A 17,829-nucleotide genomic window follows, 5' to 3' on the forward strand; every position below is an offset into this window, starting at 1 on the left:
GCCCGCCTTATTCAGCAATCGACCGAATCACCCTGGCCGGATTCCCGCCCACCAGCGTATTCGCGGGCACATCCTTGGTGACCACTGAACCCGCCGCGACCACCGAGTTCTCGCCCACAGTCACGCCACCAATAACGGTCGCACCCGCCGCAATCCAGACATTCCTCTCGATCACAATGGGCTTCGCAGTGACGCAATCACGACGCCGCGAAGGTTCGATCGGATGGCCAGACGTAATGAGGCTGACGTTCGGCCCAATCATCACATCATCGGCAATGCTCAACCCGCCCAGGTCATAGAAAGTGCAGTTCTGATTGACGAAGACGTTGCGCCCGACGCTGATGTCGGGGCCGCCGGTCGTATAGAACGGCGGGATCAACAGAAAGCTCTCATCGACCGCCTTGCCGATCAGTTCGCTGAACAAGGCGCGGACTTCGGCGGCGTCGTTGAAGGTCAGGCGGTTGAGGGCGGCGGTGATCGTCATCGCGCGTTTGATGTTGGCCGTCATGGCTGCTGATTCGGGCGTTCTTCTGGGAATGATCAGAGTGCGGTCGTCATTTGCCATCTGCGGCTTTCCTTTGAGGGTTCGGCGTAGCGGGCGGTTGACTGGCCAACCGCATGTTGCGAAATCGTAGCCTGACGTCTTTATCCCGGACGATCTTCCGGAATTCCGGAAAGCCAAAAGCGGGTAGAGACGCTTACGGCATCACGCGCGGCGTTGCATGCGATTGCCTCGGGACATTCCCCCTGGGGAGAGCCCTGCCCAGGCACTGTGATTGCTGACGAGTGGCGGCCATATACACCCACCCGCCGTCCGCAACCCAAGGAGCCTCCCATGACCGCCCCTGTCGAGCACCGCCGCATCCCCGTCGACAACATCGACACCTTCTACCGCATCGCGGGTCCTTCCGATGCGCCTGCCCTCCTGCTGCCTCACGGCTATCCCTGTTCTTCCTACGAGTTCCGCAACCTGATGCCTCGCCTGGCCGATCGCTGGCGCCTGGTCGCGCCCGACTATCCCGGCGCCGGCTACAGCGCCACGCCCGAGGACTTCGATTACAGCTTCGACGGCTATGCGGCCTTTCTGGATCGCTTTGTCGCGGCCCTCGGGTTGGACAGCTATGCGCTCTACCTGCACGACTTCGGCTCGCCCATCGGGGCGCGGCTGGCGATCCGTGCGCCTCATCGGGTGACGGCGCTGATCATTCAGAATGGCGACGTTCCCTATAAGGACGCCCTGGGGCCCAAATATGCGGACATCGAAGCCACCTGGGCGTTGTCGTCCGCGGAGATGCGCCACGCCATAGGCGACAGCATTACTGAAGCAAGCTTCCAGGAGGAATTCCTGAACCATGTCGGGCCGGAGGTTGTCGACCGCATTTCGCCGGATCTATGGAAGCTGCATTGGTCGCTGATGACGCCGCGCCGCAAGGAGGTCGCCATCGATTTGATTGCTGGCCTGAAGCAAAACCGGGCGTGGTTTGCGGAGCACCGGCGGTATCTAAGGGATCACCAGCCGCCTACGCTGATTGTCTGGGGACCGCAGGATCACTACATGCCGGAGGCTTCCGCCCGCGCCTATCTGCGGGATTTGCCGGATGCTGAACTGCACCTGTTGGAGAGTGGCGGCCATTGGTTGTTGGAGACGCATCTGGATGAGGTGGCTGCGTTGATGCGGGGATTTCTGCAAAGGGTGCTGGCGGCATGATGTCGCTGCGCTCAGCGCGGCTTCCAATTCACCCCATCCCTGGACTGATACTCCGGCGTCCCCGTGCAGCACCCGCCCGCCCCAAACGCCTGCCGCCCGATAAAGGCAGTCACCACGCCCTTGCTCTCGGTCAGCGATTGACGGATGCAGCTGGTCGGCAGCGGATACAGGTCGCCTTCCAGCACCAGCGTCCACTTCAGGTTTTCACCTTCGGCCGGCCCGACCATGTACACCTTGCATTTATGCATTAGCAGATGCACGGGCTTCCCGGCCAGCACGCCCTTGAACTGATGCTCCGGAGGGGTGTCGCGCGTGGCGATGGCTTCAGCGTTGAGTTTCGACCCGGGCGGCGCGGGCTCCAGCGCGGAATCGCAGCCGGCCAGCGCGCTCGCGGTGGCCAAGGCGGTGAGGAACAGGCGAGCCAGGCGCATCATGCCCATGAACCCCTGTCAGGCTACGTTGGCGAAGCGTTGTTCGAGGTAGGCGATGATGTCGCTGGACTCGTACATCCAGCGCGTGCCCGCTGCATCGTCGATGCGCAGGCACGGCACCTTCACCTTGCCGCCGCCTGCCTGCAGTTGCGCGCGCGCTTCGGGATCGCCCTTGGCGTCGCGCAGCGCGATGGGCGCGTTGAGCTTGTGGATGGCGCGCCGCGTCTTCACGCAGAACGGGCAGGCGTGGAACTGGTAGAGCGACAGCTTGGCCGCTTCGGTGTTGACCGTGGCCTGGCCTTGCGCGGAGCGCTGTTGCGGGCGGGGCCGCGTGAGCGCGTCGCCCAGCACGATGATTTGACCCAGGCCGACACGTAGGGCTTTGACTAGCATGGAGTAGGACTCGATACAGATGGACAGGCGGCCAGTCTACTCTGTGCGGCGTGTTTCAGTATCGCGAGTGCCGTCAGCTGCGCAGGCCCGTGGTCACCCCGTGTCACGTCATGGGTCGGTAGTTGAAGCCCGCGCGTTATTGAAACCGCACCGGGTAGCTGCAGCCCGTATAGAAGGTCTTGCAGGAGGTCTGCGTGGCTTTATTGCAGGTTTCCATGCCCAATGCTTCTGCCTGTTCCTTGGTCTCGGCGCTGGCGGAATTCATCAAGACGCCCTCGCCTTTGGGGGAAGGGCCGTACACCACCGCCACGCATTGGTTGTAGTAGGTGATGTTGGTCTTGCAACCCTTGCCGCCCTTGGACGCGCAATGCTCCAGCGCGGCCTGTTCGGCCTTGACCTTGCTGGTCTTGTCGGCGGCGATGCCGACGGAGCCCGAGGGCGGGTCGTATGCGATTGCGCCCCAGCGGGTGGTCCAGCGCGGTTGGTCAGGCGCGGTTTGCGCGCCGGTGCCGCCTTGTGGCCGCGACAGGCCTGGGATCGGCACGCACTGCTGGCCCGGCGTGCCGGCGGCGTTGGGCATAAAGCCGTCCGGGCAACCTTGTTCGGCCTGCGCCGAGACAGCGACGCCGAGGTACAGTATCGCCAGCAGGAAAGCCGCTTTTAAAGCACGCATGTGTCGTCTCGCAGTTGTCGTGTTCTTCAAGCCGGATGCCGTGGGTCAAGGCCGGGTAGGCAGAGAGTCCGAGGCAAGGTGTCAGGCTGTGAAATTGCCCCGGAAAGTGTAGTCCGAAATTCTTTCTACGAACGATTCTCCCAGCCACGCCCCAACCTTAAAACGTGTACTTCGCCGTCAACAAAAACGACCGCGGCGCGCCGAAGTGGTTGTTGTCCTGGTTGCTGCCAATCGCTTGGTAGTAGTACTTGTCGAACAGGTTGTAGACGTTCAGCCGCAGATCCAGATTCGGGCTGGCCCGATAAGCCACCACGGCATCCCATATGCTGTAGCCGGGTTGGCGCACGTTGTAGGCGGGCAAGCTGATCGCGCTTTGCACGCGCATTGCCCCGCCCACGCGCCAGGCATTCAAGGAGCCAGGCAGGGTGTACATGGTGGATAGCTTGAACAGATGGCGCGGGGTTTGCGTGTCATACGCCGCGCCAGCCCGAAGGTTGCCCGAGTCCTCCAGATACTTGGATTGGTTGTAGGTATAGCCGGCAGACACCTGCCAGCCCGGCGTGATTGCGCCTGCCACTTCGAATTCGACGCCTCGGCTTTCCACCTTGCCGGAGGGCGCATAGCATTCGATTACCCCTGGGCCGCACGCGGATGTGGTCAGGGCGATTGGACGGTTGCGCTGGCGGATCTGGAATACCGCCGCGCTGGCGTTGAGGCGGCCGTCGAAGTACTCGCCCTTGATCCCTGCTTCCAGATTGGTGCCGATGACCGGATCCAGCGGTGCGCCGCTGGCTGATTGGTAGTTTTGCGGCTGGAACACGCTGGTCCAGCTGGTGTAGACGGAATGGTGGCGGTCCAGGTCGTAGATCAGGCCCGCGTAGGGTGTCAGTTCGTGGTTGACCTTGTAGGCCGCGGGCGGGCTGACGTAGTCGCCGGACTTCAGCGTCATGTCGTATTCATACCAGTCCAGCCTGGCGCCCAGCATCAGCGTCAGCGGGTCGGCGAGGCTTAGGCGCGTGGTGGCGTAGCCGCTCATCTGGCGCTGGAATCCCTTGCGCGACCAGGGGTAGACGAACGTGGGCTTTTCGACGGCGCTGGAGTCCCAGTGTTCGGGGTCGACCGTCATGTCATAGCCCAACGGCCATCCGCCAGGACCGTCGTCGTCCTTGTTCTTCAGGAAGCTGCCGCCCAGCACCAGTTCATGCGTGCGCCCCAGCAGCGTGAACGGGCCGCTCAGGTAGCCGTCGACGCTGTACTGGGTCTTGTCGTAGTTGTACTGGCCCAAGCCCTGTCCGAAGAACGTCGAGTTCTCCAGCGGATAGAGGTAGCTGCCCAGCATGTTCATCTTGGCGCGCAGCGTGCGGGCGGTCAGCTTGCCGGACCAGCCGTTGTCGAAGCGATGATCGAGTTCGGCGAAGAAGCTGGTGTTTTCCTTGTTCCAATAGGCCCAATCCGGCGACAGGCGGGTCGACCGCTTGAAGTCGTAGAAGCTGCCATCGCGGCGGGTCGGCAGGCCGTTCCAATCCGCGCCGGGATTGTCTTCGCGGTTGTAGTAGCCGCCGATGCTGAGCGTGGTGTTTGCCGTGAGGTCGGCTTCGATGGTGCCGTAATAGAGCTGGCGCTGATGCTCGTAGGCTTTCTTGAAGGTATCCGAGTCCTGATAGGCCACGACGCCGCGTGCGCGCAGGGTGCCGCTTTCGTTCAATGCGCCCGACCCGTCGACTTCGCCGCGATAGTTGTCCCAGCTGCCGGCGCTGGCGGTCACCGAAAACTGCGGCACCGCCGTCGCGCGCTTGCGCACCAGATTGATGGTGCCCGAGGGATTGCCTGCGCCGGTCATCATGCCGGCCGCGCCGCGCAGCACTTCGATGTGATCGTACATGGCCAGCGTCGCCACGCCCTGGGTGTCGTAGTCGTAGGCCAGCGGCACGCCGTCGGCCAGGAACGAACTGATCTCGAATCCGCGTGAGAAGAACTGCGTGCGCTCGCCGCCGCCAATCTGGCGCGTGGTCAGGCCGGTGGTGTCGCGGGCCACATCGTCCAGCGACTGGAAGCCTCGGTCCTCGATCTGCTGGCGGGTCACCACGCTGACCGATTGCGGCGTCTCGCGCGGCGAAAGCGCGAACTTGGTGGCCGTGGCCATCACCGGCGTGGTGTATGAATGCGTGCCCTCGGTCACACCCAGCGTGGCCGCCTCGACCGTCACCGGCGAGAGTGTCGTGGTGCCTGATGGCGCCACGGTCAGGCTGCCGTCCGGTGTGCGCCGTAGTTCCAGCCCGCTTCCGGTCAGCGCGCGCGCGGTGGCTTCGTCGACGGTCAACCGGCCGGAGATGGCCGGCGCGGATTTGCCTGCTACCAGTTCGGCGCGAAACGAGATGACCGCGCCCGCGATGCGCGCGATCTGTGTCAGCGCGACATCCAGCTGGCCCGCGGGCAAATCATACTGGCGCAGCGCCTGGGCATGGGCGCTGCTGGCGGCGGCTGCGATGACGCAGGCAGCCGGAAACCTGAGGGAAAGCATGGAACACTCCGTGGATGCGTGAGCACGCGTTCCATGTATGTGCATCGGCGCCGGCAAAAAAACACCTGGCGCAGAAAAAATTTTCAGGCGAGGTCGATCATGACGTACCAACTGCTCAGCCGTTGCAGCCGGATGGGCAGGGTATGCGTGAGCGCCGCCAGGGCGCGGTCGCTATCGTCCAGCGGGAACAGGCCGGTGACGCGCAGGCGGGACGCCTGGGGTGAGGCTCGCAGCCAACCTGGCCGATATCGGGCCAGGGCATCGATCACGGTCTGCAGGGGTTCGTCATGGACTTCAAGCTCGCCGTTGCTCCAGGCGGCGGCGTACTCCTGGTTGTCCTGCACCGCATCGATCTGCTGCGCGTCGAACCAGACGCTTTGGCCAGGCGCCAAGTGCCGGCGGATACCGGCAAGTGTGGAGACCTCGGCGGCTCCGCTCAGGGCCAGACAGAAGCTGCGTTCGGACGCGCAGCGCACCATGGCGCGGCCTTGGGCGAGGCGGACTTCGCCATGGGGCAGACGTACTTGCAGCCCCTGGCCTGCCGCCACCTCAAAGATGGCGGCACCAGAAGACACGTGTATGCCGTGTTGCCCGTCCAGCGTTGCGGCGCTGCGCGCGTCCAACTCCATCATGTTGCCGTCAGGCAAGGCCACGCGCCGGCGTTCACCGGTGCGGGTCACATAGCCCGCCGCCAGATGCCGCAGCGGCACATAGCGGTCCGCGACACCGGCGCCGAGCAGCACGGTCCCGCCCGCCAGGACGAGCTTGCCCAGCCTGCGGCGCTGCGCGAGTTGCGGCCCGACCAGCGAACGCCGCAGCGGGTTGCCGTCGGCAAGCAGTCCGGGCCGCAGGCGATGCAGCGTGCCGTCCAATGCCGAGTTCAGCCGCTGCCAGGCCGCGCCGTGGCTCGGGCTTTCCGCCAACCACCGATCGAAGGCCTTGCGATCGGCATCGCTGGCCTGACCGCTGGACAGACAGACCTGCCATTCGATAGCCGCCTCGCGGCTGCGCATGTCCAAGGGCGTCATACGCCAAACACCTCGCAGCAACGGCGCAGGGCCTGGACGATGTATTTGCGGACCATGGTGGGAGAAACCTTCAGCCTTGCGGCGATTTCCACATGCGTCATGCCGTCGAGCTGGCTGTAGAGAAAAGCCATCCTGGCCTTGGAAGACAGACCGTCCAGCGCCGTGTCGAGCGCCTGCAAGGACTGCAGGGTCTGTACCCGCTCTTCGGCCGAGGGCTCCAGGGGTTCCGGCTGCAGGCGCAGCATCTCCAGCCACGCTTGCTCGAGTTCACGCCGGCGCCACAGCCGCCATGTGATGCGCCGCGCGATGGTGATGAGCATCGCGCGAGGCTCGTTCAATTGCTCCAGCGCAGGAAGGCAGAGCAACTGGGTGAAGGTCTCGCCTGCGACATCCTCGGCATCCTCGCGATTGCGCAGGCCGTTCTGAAGACGGCGCTCCAGCCAGGGATGGTCGCTCTTGTAGATGCTGGAAAAGCAGGTGTCACGCGTTGAGTCCACGGCTTGTGCTGTGAATAAATGGGAATCGTTATCAATTATGGCATGATGGGTTCTGGAAAGCCAAAGGGGATGGAGACTTCATCGTCACCCGCTCCACCGGCAGAGCCCATTTTGGATCTCTCCTGATGGATTAATCCTCGTTCAGACCGCGCGGGATCGTTATTAAATGTGCGGCAAGCTTCACTATCCCGTTCAGGTGGTTGAATAAAGCGAGGTGTACCCATGCCACACTCTCGATTCATCCAGCACGCGTTGGCCGCCACCGGGGCGTTGTTCATGGCGCTGGGCGCCACTGCTCAAGCACAAGGCACTGGGCAGAACGCCCCGGTTCCAACGCCGCTGGCACCAGCGAAATACTGCGAATGCCGCTTCTCATCCGGGCAATACGAGGCCTATAGCGTCAACGGGACCTGCACCGTCCAGCGCTATGCCGGCGGACGCAAGTGCGAATACGGCTTCTCGGGTATCGGGGCCAATCCGGCGGTTCTTACTTCCATCCTTGGACAGGACGCGTACCAAGCGCAGCTGCAATCCGCGGCGCAGATCTTCCCCCGCTATCTGGCGTTTGCGCAGTCGGGAGACACGTCGGCCTTGAGCGAGAGCGGTTTTATCGAGAGCGCCCTGCCGGTCCTGGCGCGAGGCAGCTTGTTTCGACAGGCCGTCGTCATCGCGGAGTTGCCCGTCAAACAGATTGACAACGAGATCGTCATTTTTTCCAGGAAATACAGCAACGTCATAGCGGAAGTATTCCAAGGAAAAATGCAGCCCTTGTCGGTGAAGTGGACGGATGACTTCCAGTTCGAGATCGGGCGGGGCTACGTACTGATGGACTACAAGCAAGCGTCGCAATTGCTGGTGCTTTTCTTCTCTGATGCGAAGAGGTGATCGGCCATGGATCTCACCTGCATGCGAGAACTTCCCGGATTGGATTGGGCCGTGCTGCTTGTTGCCGTCGTGGTGGCCCTGATCTTGTTCGTGCTGGGGATCTACTTGTTGCTTCGACCCAGACCCTCCCCTACGCCAAACACCAAGCATGAGGTGGAAACGACCATCGACAAATATGGTTTGAAAGGGCCTGCCGGCGTGTTCTTGATACTTCTCTCCATCGCCTTGGTTGGAGGGCTTTACTGGCAGTTGAACAACAGGTTCCCGGCCAACGCGGAAGAATTCTCAGGGGCGCCTCGCACACTCGGTTCCATCGCCGAAGGGTTACGCCGGAACTCCAGCGCCGATATCCTGTTGAAGGGAGGAGCCGAGACCGTGGTGATCTCTCAACCGGTCAGCGGCGCCTGCTGGTCCGCGCTGGTGGACAAGCTGTGCACGGCGTATCGGGATACCTTGACGTGCAGCCGGGATGGCAATCGGATTGTCATCGACCGCAAGCCCTGAAGCAGCGCACCGTATGAGCGGAAAAGGTGTGTCAGACTACGTCCATTCACGGCTATTGGGTGCGAGCACCCGCTTTCCGCATGAATCTCAGCGACCGCCTGAAAGCCTGGGCCAAGCGCATCAAGCGCGACGGCCTGACGCTATGGTTTGCCGGCAAGCACGCCCGCACGCCCTGGTACGCCAAGGCGCTCGGTGTATTCGTTGTGGCCTATGCGCTCAGCCCCATCGACCTGATCCCCGACTTCATCCCCGTGTTGGGTTACGTCGACGATGTGCTGCTGTTGCCCGGCCTGATCTGGCTGGCTATCAAGCTGTTGCCGGCCGACGTGCTGCAGGAATGCAGGGTTCAGGCGGACGCCTGGATGCAATCGCAGGGCAAGAAGCCGCGTAGTGTGGCGGGCGCGGTGATGATCGTGGCGCTATGGCTGGGGATAAGTGTTGCGGCGTGGTTCTGGCTTGCGCCGTATTTTCGCTAGCGCCCACACCGGCGGGCTTGCGCGCAGAACTACGCCGAACCTTCTTCCACGAACCCCAAGGTCCTGAGTTCCGCGATCGCGCCCTTTTCCTCGTCTCGCCGCGCCTTGGGCGCGGCCAGCGAGGCTGTCAGCAGCATGGACCGGGCGGGCGAGCTATCAAAGCCATGCAGCACGCTGGCGATGCCCGGGAACGCCTGGACGAAATCCGCTCCCAGCGCCTCGTGCCCCGGATAATTCCCCTGCTTGTCCACGATGACCTGCGTCTGCGGATCGCGCCGGATCAGGTGCAGCGGCACACCTTCGCAGCGCAGGCCCAACAGCTTGGCTTCGCTGATATCCAAGGCCCAATCCGTCTCGGCGTAGAAGGCGGCGCGCGCGGTTGCGAACTGATCGAGGATGCGCTCGTCCTTGCAGAACGCGGTGGGCGTCAGGTTTAGATTGAGCTTGCCGATCTTGCCCGCCAGTTTGACCCGGCGAAAGAACGAGGCCCACACCAGCAGGATGGGGTTGGTGGACAAGTCCTCGATCAGCACGTCTTCAAACATGCAGGGCTGGATCATCGAGTTGACCGCGCGGCATTTGGAAACGCGCACGTTCTGCACGCGCGACATGCGCTGTGGGGTCTTGACCATGGAAAGGGCGCCGTTGTCGAAGGTGCAGTCGTGGAAGTGCAGATCGCTGAAGTGCGAGCCGCCCTTGTCATACGCCATCAGGAAGGTAGCGCCTTCGGTTTTGTTCATGGACGAGGAGATGTCAGGCTGCGATGTCGCCGGGGAGTCATAGTCTGCCATTTCTAATCCCGGAACAGCAGCATTTCCTACTGCGAGATAGCTTATTTGGTATTCATGTGACATTATTAGAATCTCTTGGATACATTTACCCGTTCCCCTGCGGAGGGCAGGAAGCGGCAGATAACTAAGCTGAAGAAGATGAATCACATGAATAAAAAGATGTTGAAGTTGGCGGCCGCTGCCGCTTGCGTGATGACGGTCGCGGGATGCGCCAATGTGCCGATGGCGCCAGCGGAACAAAATAAGCAGGCCAAATCGTTCCCGGCGCCGGACGAAGGAAAGTCCGGCCTGTATGTCTACCGGGATAGCTTTGTGGGCAAGGCGTTGAAGAAGGACGTGTACGTCAACGGCAAGTGCCTGGGTGAAACCGCCGACCGCGTGTTCTTCTACACGCAGGTGGCCGGCAACGAGCAGCACAAGGTCTCCACCGAATCGGAGTTTTCGCCGAACGACCTGATGGTGATGATGGAGGCGGGCAAGAATTACTTCGTGCGCCAATTCATCAAGGTGGGCGTATTTGTGGGTGGCGCCGGCGTGGAGCAAGTTACGGAAGAGGAAGGTCAGCGGGTGATCTCCAAGTCCGAAGTGAACCTGGCGACCGAAGGCCGTTGCACGGGCTGATCGCAGTCCGCTCCCGCCGCTGTTCTTGCCTACTTGCAATGGAAATGACGATGCGTCTTGGTCTGTTGTTGGCGGCCTTGCTGTTTGCCGCGACGGCCCATGCGGCGAACTATCCCTGCTCAGGAAAGAAGGGTGGCGTGGAGCGTTGCGTCGGAGAACAGTTTTTGTGCCGCGACGGTTCGATCAGCGCATCCAAGCGCGTGTGCTCAAGTCCGGATTCCAGCGCACAGCCACTTGTTTCCAAGCCCTCGGCTTCCGGCTCGAATGGCGCATGCAGCTGCCGTGATGGCCAATACTGCACCGGGCCACGGGGCGGAACGTTTTGCTACACCGATAGCGGAAAGAAGTCCTATCTCAGGAAGTAAGCGCCGCGCTGCTTGAGGCAGTCTCAATAGCTGCCCGCAGGCAGCACGTCCGCCAAATACGCGTTGATATCCGGCGTCTCTCGCAGCGCATGCCTCATCCACGCGCCGCGCTCATGCGCGGTCACTTCCAGCTCCCACACGCAGGCAATGAACGGTCCCTGCACGGGTTGAAACTGTTCGGGCCGATCCAGCGGCGCGGAGTACATCTGTTGGCACAGGATGCCGCCGGATATCCACCAGTCAGCCAGCAGCCAGACCGCTTCTTCGCCCACGTGCACGATGCAGAAGCCCAAGCCCGTGGCGCGCGGATCGCTGGCGGCGTCTTGCAACGCCGCCATTGCGGTCTTGCGAGCGGCTGCGGCCACTTCAGCGGACAGCAGCGCAACGGCTGGATCGGGATTGCGTTGTATCGCGTAGGCCTTGATGGCCAGGCCGTCTTCGCGCCATTGTTCGATGAACGCCATGCGGCGCGGTGCGTAAGGTTCTGCAGGAATCGTTTGGAAAGACATGATGGGCAGCGAGGGTGAACCCGTCGGGGTCATGGAGGCAGGTATTCTTCCAGCAGTCCGCTAGCCCAGCAAGGACAAGGCATCGTCCAGCGACAGCACGGTGGTGCGCGATTCAAACGCCGTCGCAAACAAATGCTCATGCACGATCGGGTCCGGGTCGTAGCAGCAGTCCTTGACCGTCAGCAGGCGGTAGTCCGCGTCGCTGGCATGCGCAATCGATGACAGCATCACGCCGGTGGACGCGACGCCGGCCATGATCAGCGTGTCTATGCTCTGCGCGGAAAGCCGCACTTGCAGGTCGGTGCCGAAGAACACGCTGGCGCGGTGGGCGATGATGATGGGCTCGTCTTCGCGGCGGTCGAGTTCCGGCGAGATGCGGTCGTGGACGAAGCGGCCCAGCTGTTTGATGCCCTGCCCGTTCTTGTTCAAGGGGCTGACTTCAGGATAGCCAGGGCTGAAATGGATCTTGGCGAAATAGACGCTGACGCCGGCGCGCCGCGCGGCGTCGCACAGTTGCCGCGTGTTGCCGAGCAAGGCGGGGGCGACCGATGGGAACAGTTCCATGATGTCGGTCTGGTAGTGCATGACCAGCAAGGCGGTACGCGCCGGGACGATGGCTGGGGTCTGGGTGTTCATGCTCCGCTCCGCAAGGGGTTTGCCACGTTCGCCTTGCGAGGCTCGGCCTGCCGGCCGGGGACCGATGCGTGGCGACGTGATAGGTGCGACAGGAATGACGGCTGACTGTATCACGGCAGTCATGACCCCCATGTTCTCCTGCCTCCATCGCGTCGTGAACGGATTCTGGCCGGTGCGGACCGCGCTACAAAGGCGGAATCCCCGCCGCCTTGACGACTTGCTTCCACCGCACGATCTCGCTGGCGACCATGTCGCGCATGGCGGCCGGGCTGCTGGGCGCGGGCTGGCTTCCCAGGGTTGCGAGCGTTTGCTTCACTTCGCCCTCTTCCAGGGCTTTGCCGATGGCGGAATTCAAGGTTGCCGCGATGTTTTCGGGCAGGCCCGGGGGGCCTGCAATGCCCAACCATGACAGCACTTCGAAGCCCGGCAGGGTTTGCGCGACTGGAGCGATATCCGGAGCCTGCGGCCAGGGTATGGCGCTGGTGACGGCCAGGGCTCTGAGCTTGCCCGCCTTCAGCTGCGGCGTTGCCACGGTCAAGGTATCCACCAGGATGTCGACATCGCCGGACAGCACAGCCTCGACGGGGGCGCCGCCGCCTCGATACGGTATGTGCAGCAACTCCACCTTGCCCTCGGTGGCCAGCAGTTCGCCGGTCATGTGCTGGGTGGATCCCACGCCTACGGACGTGAACGTGATCTTGGCGGGAGCCTTGGCGGCCATGGCGAGCAGATCGGCCAGCGTCCTGGCGGGATGATCCGCCCTTACCGCGATCACGAACGGAAACTTGGACACGGTGGACAGGAAGCTGAAGTCCTTGACCGGATCGTAGGACAGCTCCCTGGAGACCGCCGCGGAGACCGTATGCGCGCCGGTCAGCATGATCAGGGTGTAGCCATCCGGCTTGGCCTTGGCGACCGCATCGCTGGCGATGCGCCCGCCAGCGCCGCTCTTGATTTCCACGACGACTGGCTGGCCCAGGGACTGTGTCAATTGCTTGCCGACCAGACGGGCAACGACGTCGGCGTTACCGCCCGCGCCAAAGCCGTGGATCAGCCGGACCGGCCGGGCCGGATAAGCGTCTTCGGCAAATCCCTGGGGCAGCCAGGCCAGCGCGGGCGCGCAGAGGCCGATCTGTATCAACTGGCGGCGTTTTGTGTTGGTCATGGCGTTGTCTCCATCTGTGGTTTAGCGCCGCTCGAAATGGCGGCTGAAGCCTTTCCAAACATCGTCGTAGTCCGGCTGCAGGTTGGGCGCCGCCAGCGCCTGCGCGGTGGGGCGAAATGCGTGACGGCTCTCGAACATGAAGGCCAGGGTGTCTTTCAGCGCATGCGGCGCGAGATCGGCCTGGCTGGCCTTTTCGAATGTGGCCGCGTCGGGGCCGTGCGGCAGCATGCAGTTGTGCAGGCTGATGCCGCCCGGCACGAAGCCTTCGGCCTTGGCGTCGTAGACGCCTCGCACCAGCCCCATCAGTTCGCTCATGACGTTGCGGTGAAACCATGGCGGACGGAACGTATCCTCGGCCACCAGCCAGCGCGGCGGGAAGATGACGAAGTCGCAGTTGGCCACGCCGGGAGTGTCGGTGTTGGAGGTGAGGACGGTGTAGATGGACGGATCGGGATGATCGAAGCTGATCGAGCCGATGGCCATGAAGTGCGCCAGATCGTACTTGTAGGGCACGAGGTTGCCGTGCCACGCGACCACGTCCAGCGGCGTATGGTCTTGCTGGCATTGCCAGAAGCGGCCGAGGAACTTGTTGACCAATTGGACCGGGCCGTCGTCTTCCTCATAGGCCGCGACCGGCGCCAGGAAATCACGCGCGTTCGCCAGGCCGTTGGAGCCTATCGGCCCCAGTTCGGGCAGGCGGAAGGGACTGCCGTAGTTTTCGCACAGATAGCCGCGTGCCAACACGTCCAGTAGCTCTACGCGAAAGCGCATGCCGCGCGGAACCAGGGCGATCTCGCCGGGGGCGATATCGAGCCTGCCCAGTTCGGTATGCAAGCGCAGCCGTCCGGACTGGGGCACCAACAGCATTTCGCCGTCGGAGTTCATGAGGTAGCGCCTGCGCATGGATTGATTGGCCACGTACACATGCGCGGCGACGCCCACCTGTGCATGCGCGTCGCCGTTGCCGGCCGCCGTTACCACGCCATCGATGAAGTCCGTGGGCGCATCCGGTTCTGCCCAGGGATTCCAGCGCAGCCGGTTGGCGGGCGTGGGCGCGTCGGTGAAAGGACCCGTCTGCCAGCGCGGCACGGGCGTTTCCGCGAATCGGCCATGCATGGCCGCCGGGCGTATGCGGTACATCCAGGTACGCAGATTGAGGTCGCGCGGCATGGTGAAGGCCGAGCCGGACAACAGCTCCGCATACAGTCCATGCGCGACCCGCTGCGGTGAGTTTCGGCCAACCGGCAGCGCGCCCGCGACGGCTTCCGATTCGAAGCGGTTGCCAAAGCCGCTCTGGTACTGCAAGGCTTCAATCTTCGTTGCATTCATGATTGACTCGCATCGTCGTGCCAGGAATGGGTGAAAAAGGGCGCCGGCTTGAGCAGCTTGGACTCCTGGTGCTGCAGCAGCGGAAGCATGCGCTGTACGTAGGCCTGCCATTGCGGATCGGCCGCAAGCCGGGCTCGTCTTGTTTCGCGCTCTTGCAGGTCTTGATAGGCCCACAGGTGCACGATCTGGTTCAAGGCGCCTGCTTCGCTGTAGTAATAGCCGACCATGCGTCCGAGTATGCGGCGCTGCACGGCCAGCCCTTCGGCCTCGTACAAGGCCAGGTAGTCCCGCCATTTGCCAGGGTGGGTGGTGTAGGTGCGTTGTTCAACGATCATGTTCGCACCTCCCGTGCCGGCAGAATGCGGGCCGTGCACTCGCCAAAGCCTATGCGGGCACATCCTGGTCGTTCGCAGTAGCCGCGCAGGATGACCTCGTCCCCGTCCGCCAGAAAGCTCCTGGTCTCGCCATTGGGCAGTCTGATGGGCTCCTTGCCGCCGTGGGTCAGTTCCAGCAGACTGCCCCAGCTGCTGGCCAGCGAACCCGAGACGGTGCCGGAACCCAGCAGGTCGCCCGCGTCCAGGGTGCTGCCATTGCTGGTGTGGTGCGCCACCATCTGTGCATAGGTCCAGTAAAGGTCTGCGGTATTGCCGCGCGAAAGCGTGACCGGCGCGATGCCTTGCCGTGCCATTGCCTCGCTTCGCAGCTGCAGTTCCATGGTGATGTCCAGCGCGCCTAGCGCCTGGTCTGCCGCGCCGTGCAGATGGGGCAGCGGCGCTGGCTCATCCGCGCTGCGAACGCGGGCGGGAATGCGGAAAGGCGCCAACGCTTCCGGTGTAACGATCCAGGGCGCGACACTGGTGGCGAAGCTCTTGGCCAGGAAGGGGCCGAGCGGCTGATATTCCCAGGATTGCATGTCGCGCGCGGACCAGTCGTTCAGCAGCGAGAAGCCGAAGATATATTCCCAGGCCTGCTCCACCGGCACCGGTTGCCAGCGCGCCGATGGCTGGCCGATGTATGCGCCCAGCTCCACTTCGTAGTCCAGCCGTTGGCAGGCTTCATAGGCGGGCGCTTCCTGTCCCGGCGGGCGGAGCTGTCCGCGCGGACGTTCGATGTCGGCACCGCACAAGATGCTGTTGGCGCGGCCGTTGTAGGCGACCGGGACGTAGCGGTAGTTTGGCAGCAAGGGCTGCTCCGGCCGGAACAGCCGGCCTGCGTTGCTGGCGTGATCGATCGAAGCGAAAAAGTCCGTGAATCCCCTGATCTGCACCGGCGTATGCAGGCGGACATCGCGTTGGGGAAAAAGCGGCAGCGTCTGCCTTGTCCTGCGCGCGTCGAGCAAGTGGGATAGCGCCGCCCTCAGCGCCCGGCGCGCCTCGCCGCCCAGCGCCATCAAGGGGTTGAGCACGGGTTCGGCGCAGGCTTGCGCAGCTTGAGCCGCCAGACCCTGCAGCAATGGCGCCGCGGCAGCGACATCAATGATGGCATCGCCTATGCCCACGCCGATGCGCGGGGTGGCGCCGTGGCAGCTGAACGCGGCGAAAGGCAAATTTTGGATCGGAAAATCCGTTCCGGCGGCATTCGCGCTTTCCACCCAGCTGTGCAGGGCCGGGTCGTGGGTATGGTCGCGTTGCGTCATAGCGTATGGCCGCCATCGATGACGATCCGCACACCGGTGCTGGTATTCAGCAGTGTTGCGGCCGCCAGAATTGCCTGGGCTACGTCCTGCGGCGAAACGACGCGTCCCAGGGCCGTGCCTGCGGCATGTTTCTCCAGGTCCGCACGGTTGCGGCCTTCGACGAATCCTGTATCCACTGCGGCAGGCGAAACGCTAAGGAACCGGATGGGGCCGAGCGCGCGGGCCAACGAACGGATCGTCGTGTCCAGGGCGGCTTTGGCGGCGCAGTAGGCGATGTTGCTGCCGGAGCCGGTATATGCGGATACGGAAGAAACGGCCACGACGACTGCCTCGTCGGCGCGCTGCAGCCAGGGTAGAAAGCTGCGCGTGATCGCATACGGTCCGCCCGCATTCGCGGTGAGGATCTCGTTGTAGAGTTCCGGCGTGAGGGTGTGCATGTCGCGGTGCGGAATGCGGCGTGTGTAGCCAGCCGAATGCACCAGTATGTTCAAGCTTCCGAACGCCGTACCCAGTTCCTCGGCCGCGCGCGTCTGGGCATTGGCGTCGTCCAGCGGCACCCGCAACACGAGATGGCCGGCTCCAGGCAGCGATGCGCAAAGCTCCCGGGCGCGGTCCTCGCCGTTCAGGTAGCCGATCGCCACGCGCGCGCCTGCATTGGCCAGCACACGTACCGTCGCTGCTCCTATGCCGCTGCTGCCGCCGGTCACCAATGCAGTTTTTCCGGTCAGCGAGGCCGGCTGGCCTTGCTGGGTGAAGCACTGATCCATGAAAGTCTCCGTTGCTCCTTCTGTCCGTTGTACAGAAAGGCATGCCTCTTTTCTTGTGGCGACTATATGATTTGGAGGAAAATTCCCTGATCGAATTTCCGTTGAGTGGACACGACTTATGCCTGCTAGACCTGCCGAGCCAGGCGTGCTTGAACGTTCCGTGCAATTGCTCAAGCTGCTTGCGACGGCGGGCCGGCGCGGCCTGGCACTCACCCAGTTATCCAAGTCCACCGATATGGCGCACTCCACGGTGCACCGTCTGCTGAGGCAGTTGATGCAGGAGCGGTTAGTTGTGCAGCGTGAAACAGGCAAGGGTTATGCGTTGGGCCCGCTGGCGTTCGAGCTGGGTCTGGCCGCGGCGCCCTCTTACGACTTGCGCGAGCATTGCCAGCCGGGCATGCGGCAATTGGCCGAGGAGCTGGGCGACACGGTCTATCTCAGTGTGCGCAGCGGCATCGAATCCGTATGTCAGGCGCGCGAGGAAGGGCCCTCGCCGATCCGCGTGAACACGCTGTCCATCGGCAGCCGCAGACCGTTAGGTCTGGGCGCCGGCGGGCTGGCCATCTTGTCGCACCTGCCGGCGGCGGAGTACGAGGAAGTGATGTCGCACATCTTGCCGCGCGTACAGACGGAGGCGGGCCTGGACGAGCGCACGTTGCGTGCGGCCGTGGCGCAAACGCGCCGCAACGGCTATTCATTCATACGCAATCGGGTAACGCTGGGCGTCACTGCCGTGGGCGTGCCGATTTTCGATTCGTTGGACCGGCCGATCGCGGCCATCAGCATTGCGGCAATAGACGAGCGGATGCGCGCCGACAGGATTGCGTTGCTGGCCGCGAATTTGCAGCAGCAGGCCCGGTTGATGGGGCGTCTGGCGCCTGTTTGACGGCCGCG

General features: G+C 63.3%; 22 protein-coding genes. 7 read left to right on the plus strand and 15 right to left on the minus strand.

Going from position 1 to position 17,829, the window contains the following annotated elements; genetic code table 11:
- Positions 1-7 precede the first annotated feature (7 nt).
- Positions 8-565, minus strand: a complete 558-nt coding sequence (locus HV766_RS18165) for a sugar O-acetyltransferase (RefSeq protein ID WP_175181631.1) — start codon at positions 563-565, stop codon at positions 8-10.
- 270 nt (positions 566-835) lie between these two features.
- Between HV766_RS18165 and HV766_RS18170 the strand changes: the two genes are divergently transcribed.
- A complete protein-coding gene (locus HV766_RS18170; protein WP_175181632.1) occupies positions 836-1,708 on the plus strand; it encodes an alpha/beta fold hydrolase in 873 nt (290 codons plus the stop codon).
- A gap of 11 nt (positions 1,709-1,719) precedes the next feature.
- Here HV766_RS18170 and HV766_RS18175 read toward each other — a convergent pair whose 3' ends face one another.
- The 6 genes from HV766_RS18175 to HV766_RS18200 all read right to left on the minus strand — a co-directional run bounded on the left by HV766_RS18175 (position 1,720) and on the right by HV766_RS18200 (position 7,251).
- Positions 1,720-2,142 (minus strand): hypothetical protein, encoded by a 423-nt coding sequence (locus HV766_RS18175; RefSeq protein WP_175181633.1) that lies wholly within the window; start codon positions 2,140-2,142, stop codon positions 1,720-1,722.
- Positions 2,143-2,157: 15 nt separating this feature from the next.
- A complete protein-coding gene (locus HV766_RS18180; protein WP_013390852.1) occupies positions 2,158-2,532 on the minus strand; it encodes a glutaredoxin family protein in 375 nt (124 codons plus the stop codon).
- A gap of 136 nt (positions 2,533-2,668) precedes the next feature.
- Complete coding sequence (locus HV766_RS18185; RefSeq protein ID WP_119449818.1) at positions 2,669-3,205, minus strand: DUF4189 domain-containing protein; 537 nt, start codon at positions 3,203-3,205, stop codon at positions 2,669-2,671.
- A gap of 157 nt (positions 3,206-3,362) precedes the next feature.
- Positions 3,363-5,726 carry a TonB-dependent siderophore receptor gene (locus tag HV766_RS18190; protein WP_175181634.1) on the minus strand — a complete coding sequence of 788 codons (2,364 nt, stop codon included), beginning with the start codon at positions 5,724-5,726 and terminating at the stop codon, positions 3,363-3,365.
- Between the two features lie 83 nt (positions 5,727-5,809).
- Positions 5,810-6,754 (minus strand): FecR family protein, encoded by a 945-nt coding sequence (locus HV766_RS18195; protein WP_175181635.1) that lies wholly within the window; start codon positions 6,752-6,754, stop codon positions 5,810-5,812.
- Complete coding sequence (locus tag HV766_RS18200) at positions 6,751-7,251, minus strand: sigma-70 family RNA polymerase sigma factor (protein ID WP_042795790.1); 501 nt, start codon at positions 7,249-7,251, stop codon at positions 6,751-6,753. Before HV766_RS18200 ends, HV766_RS18195 begins: the two co-directional genes overlap by 4 nt.
- A 222-nt stretch (positions 7,252-7,473) precedes the next feature.
- Here HV766_RS18200 and HV766_RS18205 point away from each other — a divergent pair, with 222 nt between their 5' ends.
- The 3 genes from HV766_RS18205 to HV766_RS18215 all read left to right on the plus strand — a co-directional run bounded on the left by HV766_RS18205 (position 7,474) and on the right by HV766_RS18215 (position 9,116).
- The gene (locus HV766_RS18205) at positions 7,474-8,136 is read left to right on the plus strand and encodes a hypothetical protein (protein WP_175181636.1); all 663 of its coding nucleotides are present in this window, start codon (positions 7,474-7,476) and stop codon (positions 8,134-8,136) included.
- 6 nt (positions 8,137-8,142) lie between these two features.
- Positions 8,143-8,640: a hypothetical protein gene (locus tag HV766_RS18210; RefSeq protein WP_125471036.1), complete on the plus strand. Its 498-nt coding sequence runs from the start codon at positions 8,143-8,145 to the stop codon at positions 8,638-8,640.
- 80 nt (positions 8,641-8,720) lie between these two features.
- The gene (locus tag HV766_RS18215) at positions 8,721-9,116 is read left to right on the plus strand and encodes a YkvA family protein (RefSeq protein WP_175181637.1); all 396 of its coding nucleotides are present in this window, start codon (positions 8,721-8,723) and stop codon (positions 9,114-9,116) included.
- A 29-nt stretch (positions 9,117-9,145) separates the two neighbouring features.
- On the opposite strand, the gene HV766_RS18220 is transcribed toward HV766_RS18215, so the two are convergent.
- Entirely contained in the window at positions 9,146-9,856 is a 711-nt protein-coding gene (locus HV766_RS18220) for a hypothetical protein (RefSeq protein WP_175181638.1), read from the minus strand.
- A gap of 198 nt (positions 9,857-10,054) precedes the next feature.
- Here HV766_RS18220 and HV766_RS18225 point away from each other — a divergent pair, with 198 nt between their 5' ends.
- Both HV766_RS18225 and HV766_RS30385 read left to right on the plus strand, forming a co-directional pair.
- Positions 10,055-10,528 (plus strand): DUF2846 domain-containing protein, encoded by a 474-nt coding sequence (locus tag HV766_RS18225; RefSeq protein WP_175181639.1) that lies wholly within the window; start codon positions 10,055-10,057, stop codon positions 10,526-10,528.
- A 50-nt stretch (positions 10,529-10,578) separates the two neighbouring features.
- On the plus strand, positions 10,579-10,893 hold the full coding sequence (locus HV766_RS30385) for a YdcA family protein (protein ID WP_082401093.1): 315 nt from the start codon (positions 10,579-10,581) through the stop codon (positions 10,891-10,893).
- Between the two features lie 23 nt (positions 10,894-10,916).
- Here HV766_RS30385 and HV766_RS18230 read toward each other — a convergent pair whose 3' ends face one another.
- The 7 genes from HV766_RS18230 to HV766_RS18260 form a co-directional block, all read right to left on the minus strand.
- The gene (locus HV766_RS18230) at positions 10,917-11,357 is read right to left on the minus strand and encodes a hypothetical protein (RefSeq protein ID WP_175181640.1); all 441 of its coding nucleotides are present in this window, start codon (positions 11,355-11,357) and stop codon (positions 10,917-10,919) included.
- Between the two features lie 105 nt (positions 11,358-11,462).
- On the minus strand, positions 11,463-12,038 hold the full coding sequence (locus HV766_RS18235; protein WP_054455657.1) for a cysteine hydrolase family protein: 576 nt from the start codon (positions 12,036-12,038) through the stop codon (positions 11,463-11,465).
- Between the two features lie 184 nt (positions 12,039-12,222).
- Entirely contained in the window at positions 12,223-13,203 is a 981-nt protein-coding gene (locus HV766_RS18240) for a Bug family tripartite tricarboxylate transporter substrate binding protein (protein WP_175181641.1), read from the minus strand.
- Positions 13,204-13,224: 21 nt separating this feature from the next.
- Positions 13,225-14,532, minus strand: a complete 1,308-nt coding sequence (gene hmgA, locus HV766_RS18245; protein ID WP_054455653.1) for a homogentisate 1,2-dioxygenase — start codon at positions 14,530-14,532, stop codon at positions 13,225-13,227.
- On the minus strand, positions 14,529-14,867 hold the full coding sequence (locus tag HV766_RS18250; RefSeq protein WP_054455651.1) for an NIPSNAP family protein: 339 nt from the start codon (positions 14,865-14,867) through the stop codon (positions 14,529-14,531). The genes hmgA and HV766_RS18250 overlap by 4 nt, the downstream gene beginning before the upstream one ends.
- Positions 14,864-16,168, minus strand: coding sequence for a fumarylacetoacetase (gene fahA, locus HV766_RS18255; protein ID WP_054455649.1), 1,305 nt, complete (start codon positions 16,166-16,168; stop codon positions 14,864-14,866). The genes HV766_RS18250 and fahA overlap by 4 nt, the downstream gene beginning before the upstream one ends.
- On the minus strand, positions 16,165-16,935 hold the full coding sequence (locus HV766_RS18260; RefSeq protein WP_175181642.1) for an SDR family NAD(P)-dependent oxidoreductase: 771 nt from the start codon (positions 16,933-16,935) through the stop codon (positions 16,165-16,167). The genes fahA and HV766_RS18260 overlap by 4 nt, the downstream gene beginning before the upstream one ends.
- Positions 16,936-17,080: 145 nt before the next feature.
- Between HV766_RS18260 and HV766_RS18265 the strand changes: the two genes are divergently transcribed.
- On the plus strand, positions 17,081-17,821 hold the full coding sequence (locus HV766_RS18265) for an IclR family transcriptional regulator (RefSeq protein ID WP_175181643.1): 741 nt from the start codon (positions 17,081-17,083) through the stop codon (positions 17,819-17,821).
- Positions 17,822-17,829: the final 8 nt, after the last annotated feature.

Source organism: Achromobacter aegrifaciens (genome assembly GCF_902859735.1).
Classification (GTDB): domain Bacteria; phylum Pseudomonadota; class Gammaproteobacteria; order Burkholderiales; family Burkholderiaceae_B; genus Achromobacter; species Achromobacter aegrifaciens.

Coding starts and splice junctions, on each gene's coding strand:
- HV766_RS18180 (WP_013390852.1), bottom strand. CDS start 2,532: ATGCTAGTCAAAGCCCTACGTGTCGGCCTGGGTCAAATCATCGTGCTG.
- HV766_RS18185 (WP_119449818.1), bottom strand. CDS start 3,205: ATGCGTGCTTTAAAAGCGGCTTTCCTGCTGGCGATACTGTACCTCGGC.
- HV766_RS18240 (WP_175181641.1), bottom strand. CDS start 13,203: ATGACCAACACAAAACGCCGCCAGTTGATACAGATCGGCCTCTGCGCG.
- HV766_RS18250 (WP_054455651.1), bottom strand. CDS start 14,867: ATGATCGTTGAACAACGCACCTACACCACCCACCCTGGCAAATGGCGG.
- fahA (WP_054455649.1), bottom strand. CDS start 16,168: ATGACGCAACGCGACCATACCCACGACCCGGCCCTGCACAGCTGGGTG.
- HV766_RS30385 (WP_082401093.1), top strand. CDS start 10,579: ATGCGTCTTGGTCTGTTGTTGGCGGCCTTGCTGTTTGCCGCGACGGCC.
- HV766_RS18165 (WP_175181631.1), bottom strand. CDS start 565: ATGGCAAATGACGACCGCACTCTGATCATTCCCAGAAGAACGCCCGAA.
- hmgA (WP_054455653.1), bottom strand. CDS start 14,532: ATGAATGCAACGAAGATTGAAGCCTTGCAGTACCAGAGCGGCTTTGGC.
- HV766_RS18225 (WP_175181639.1), top strand. CDS start 10,055: ATGAATAAAAAGATGTTGAAGTTGGCGGCCGCTGCCGCTTGCGTGATG.
- HV766_RS18195 (WP_175181635.1), bottom strand. CDS start 6,754: ATGACGCCCTTGGACATGCGCAGCCGCGAGGCGGCTATCGAATGGCAG.
- HV766_RS18170 (WP_175181632.1), top strand. CDS start 836: ATGACCGCCCCTGTCGAGCACCGCCGCATCCCCGTCGACAACATCGAC.
- HV766_RS18235 (WP_054455657.1), bottom strand. CDS start 12,038: ATGAACACCCAGACCCCAGCCATCGTCCCGGCGCGTACCGCCTTGCTG.
- HV766_RS18190 (WP_175181634.1), bottom strand. CDS start 5,726: ATGCTTTCCCTCAGGTTTCCGGCTGCCTGCGTCATCGCAGCCGCCGCC.
- HV766_RS18210 (WP_125471036.1), top strand. CDS start 8,143: ATGGATCTCACCTGCATGCGAGAACTTCCCGGATTGGATTGGGCCGTG.
- HV766_RS18175 (WP_175181633.1), bottom strand. CDS start 2,142: ATGATGCGCCTGGCTCGCCTGTTCCTCACCGCCTTGGCCACCGCGAGC.
- HV766_RS18230 (WP_175181640.1), bottom strand. CDS start 11,357: ATGGCGTTCATCGAACAATGGCGCGAAGACGGCCTGGCCATCAAGGCC.
- HV766_RS18205 (WP_175181636.1), top strand. CDS start 7,474: ATGCCACACTCTCGATTCATCCAGCACGCGTTGGCCGCCACCGGGGCG.
- HV766_RS18215 (WP_175181637.1), top strand. CDS start 8,721: ATGAATCTCAGCGACCGCCTGAAAGCCTGGGCCAAGCGCATCAAGCGC.
- HV766_RS18260 (WP_175181642.1), bottom strand. CDS start 16,935: ATGGATCAGTGCTTCACCCAGCAAGGCCAGCCGGCCTCGCTGACCGGA.
- HV766_RS18220 (WP_175181638.1), bottom strand. CDS start 9,856: ATGAACAAAACCGAAGGCGCTACCTTCCTGATGGCGTATGACAAGGGC.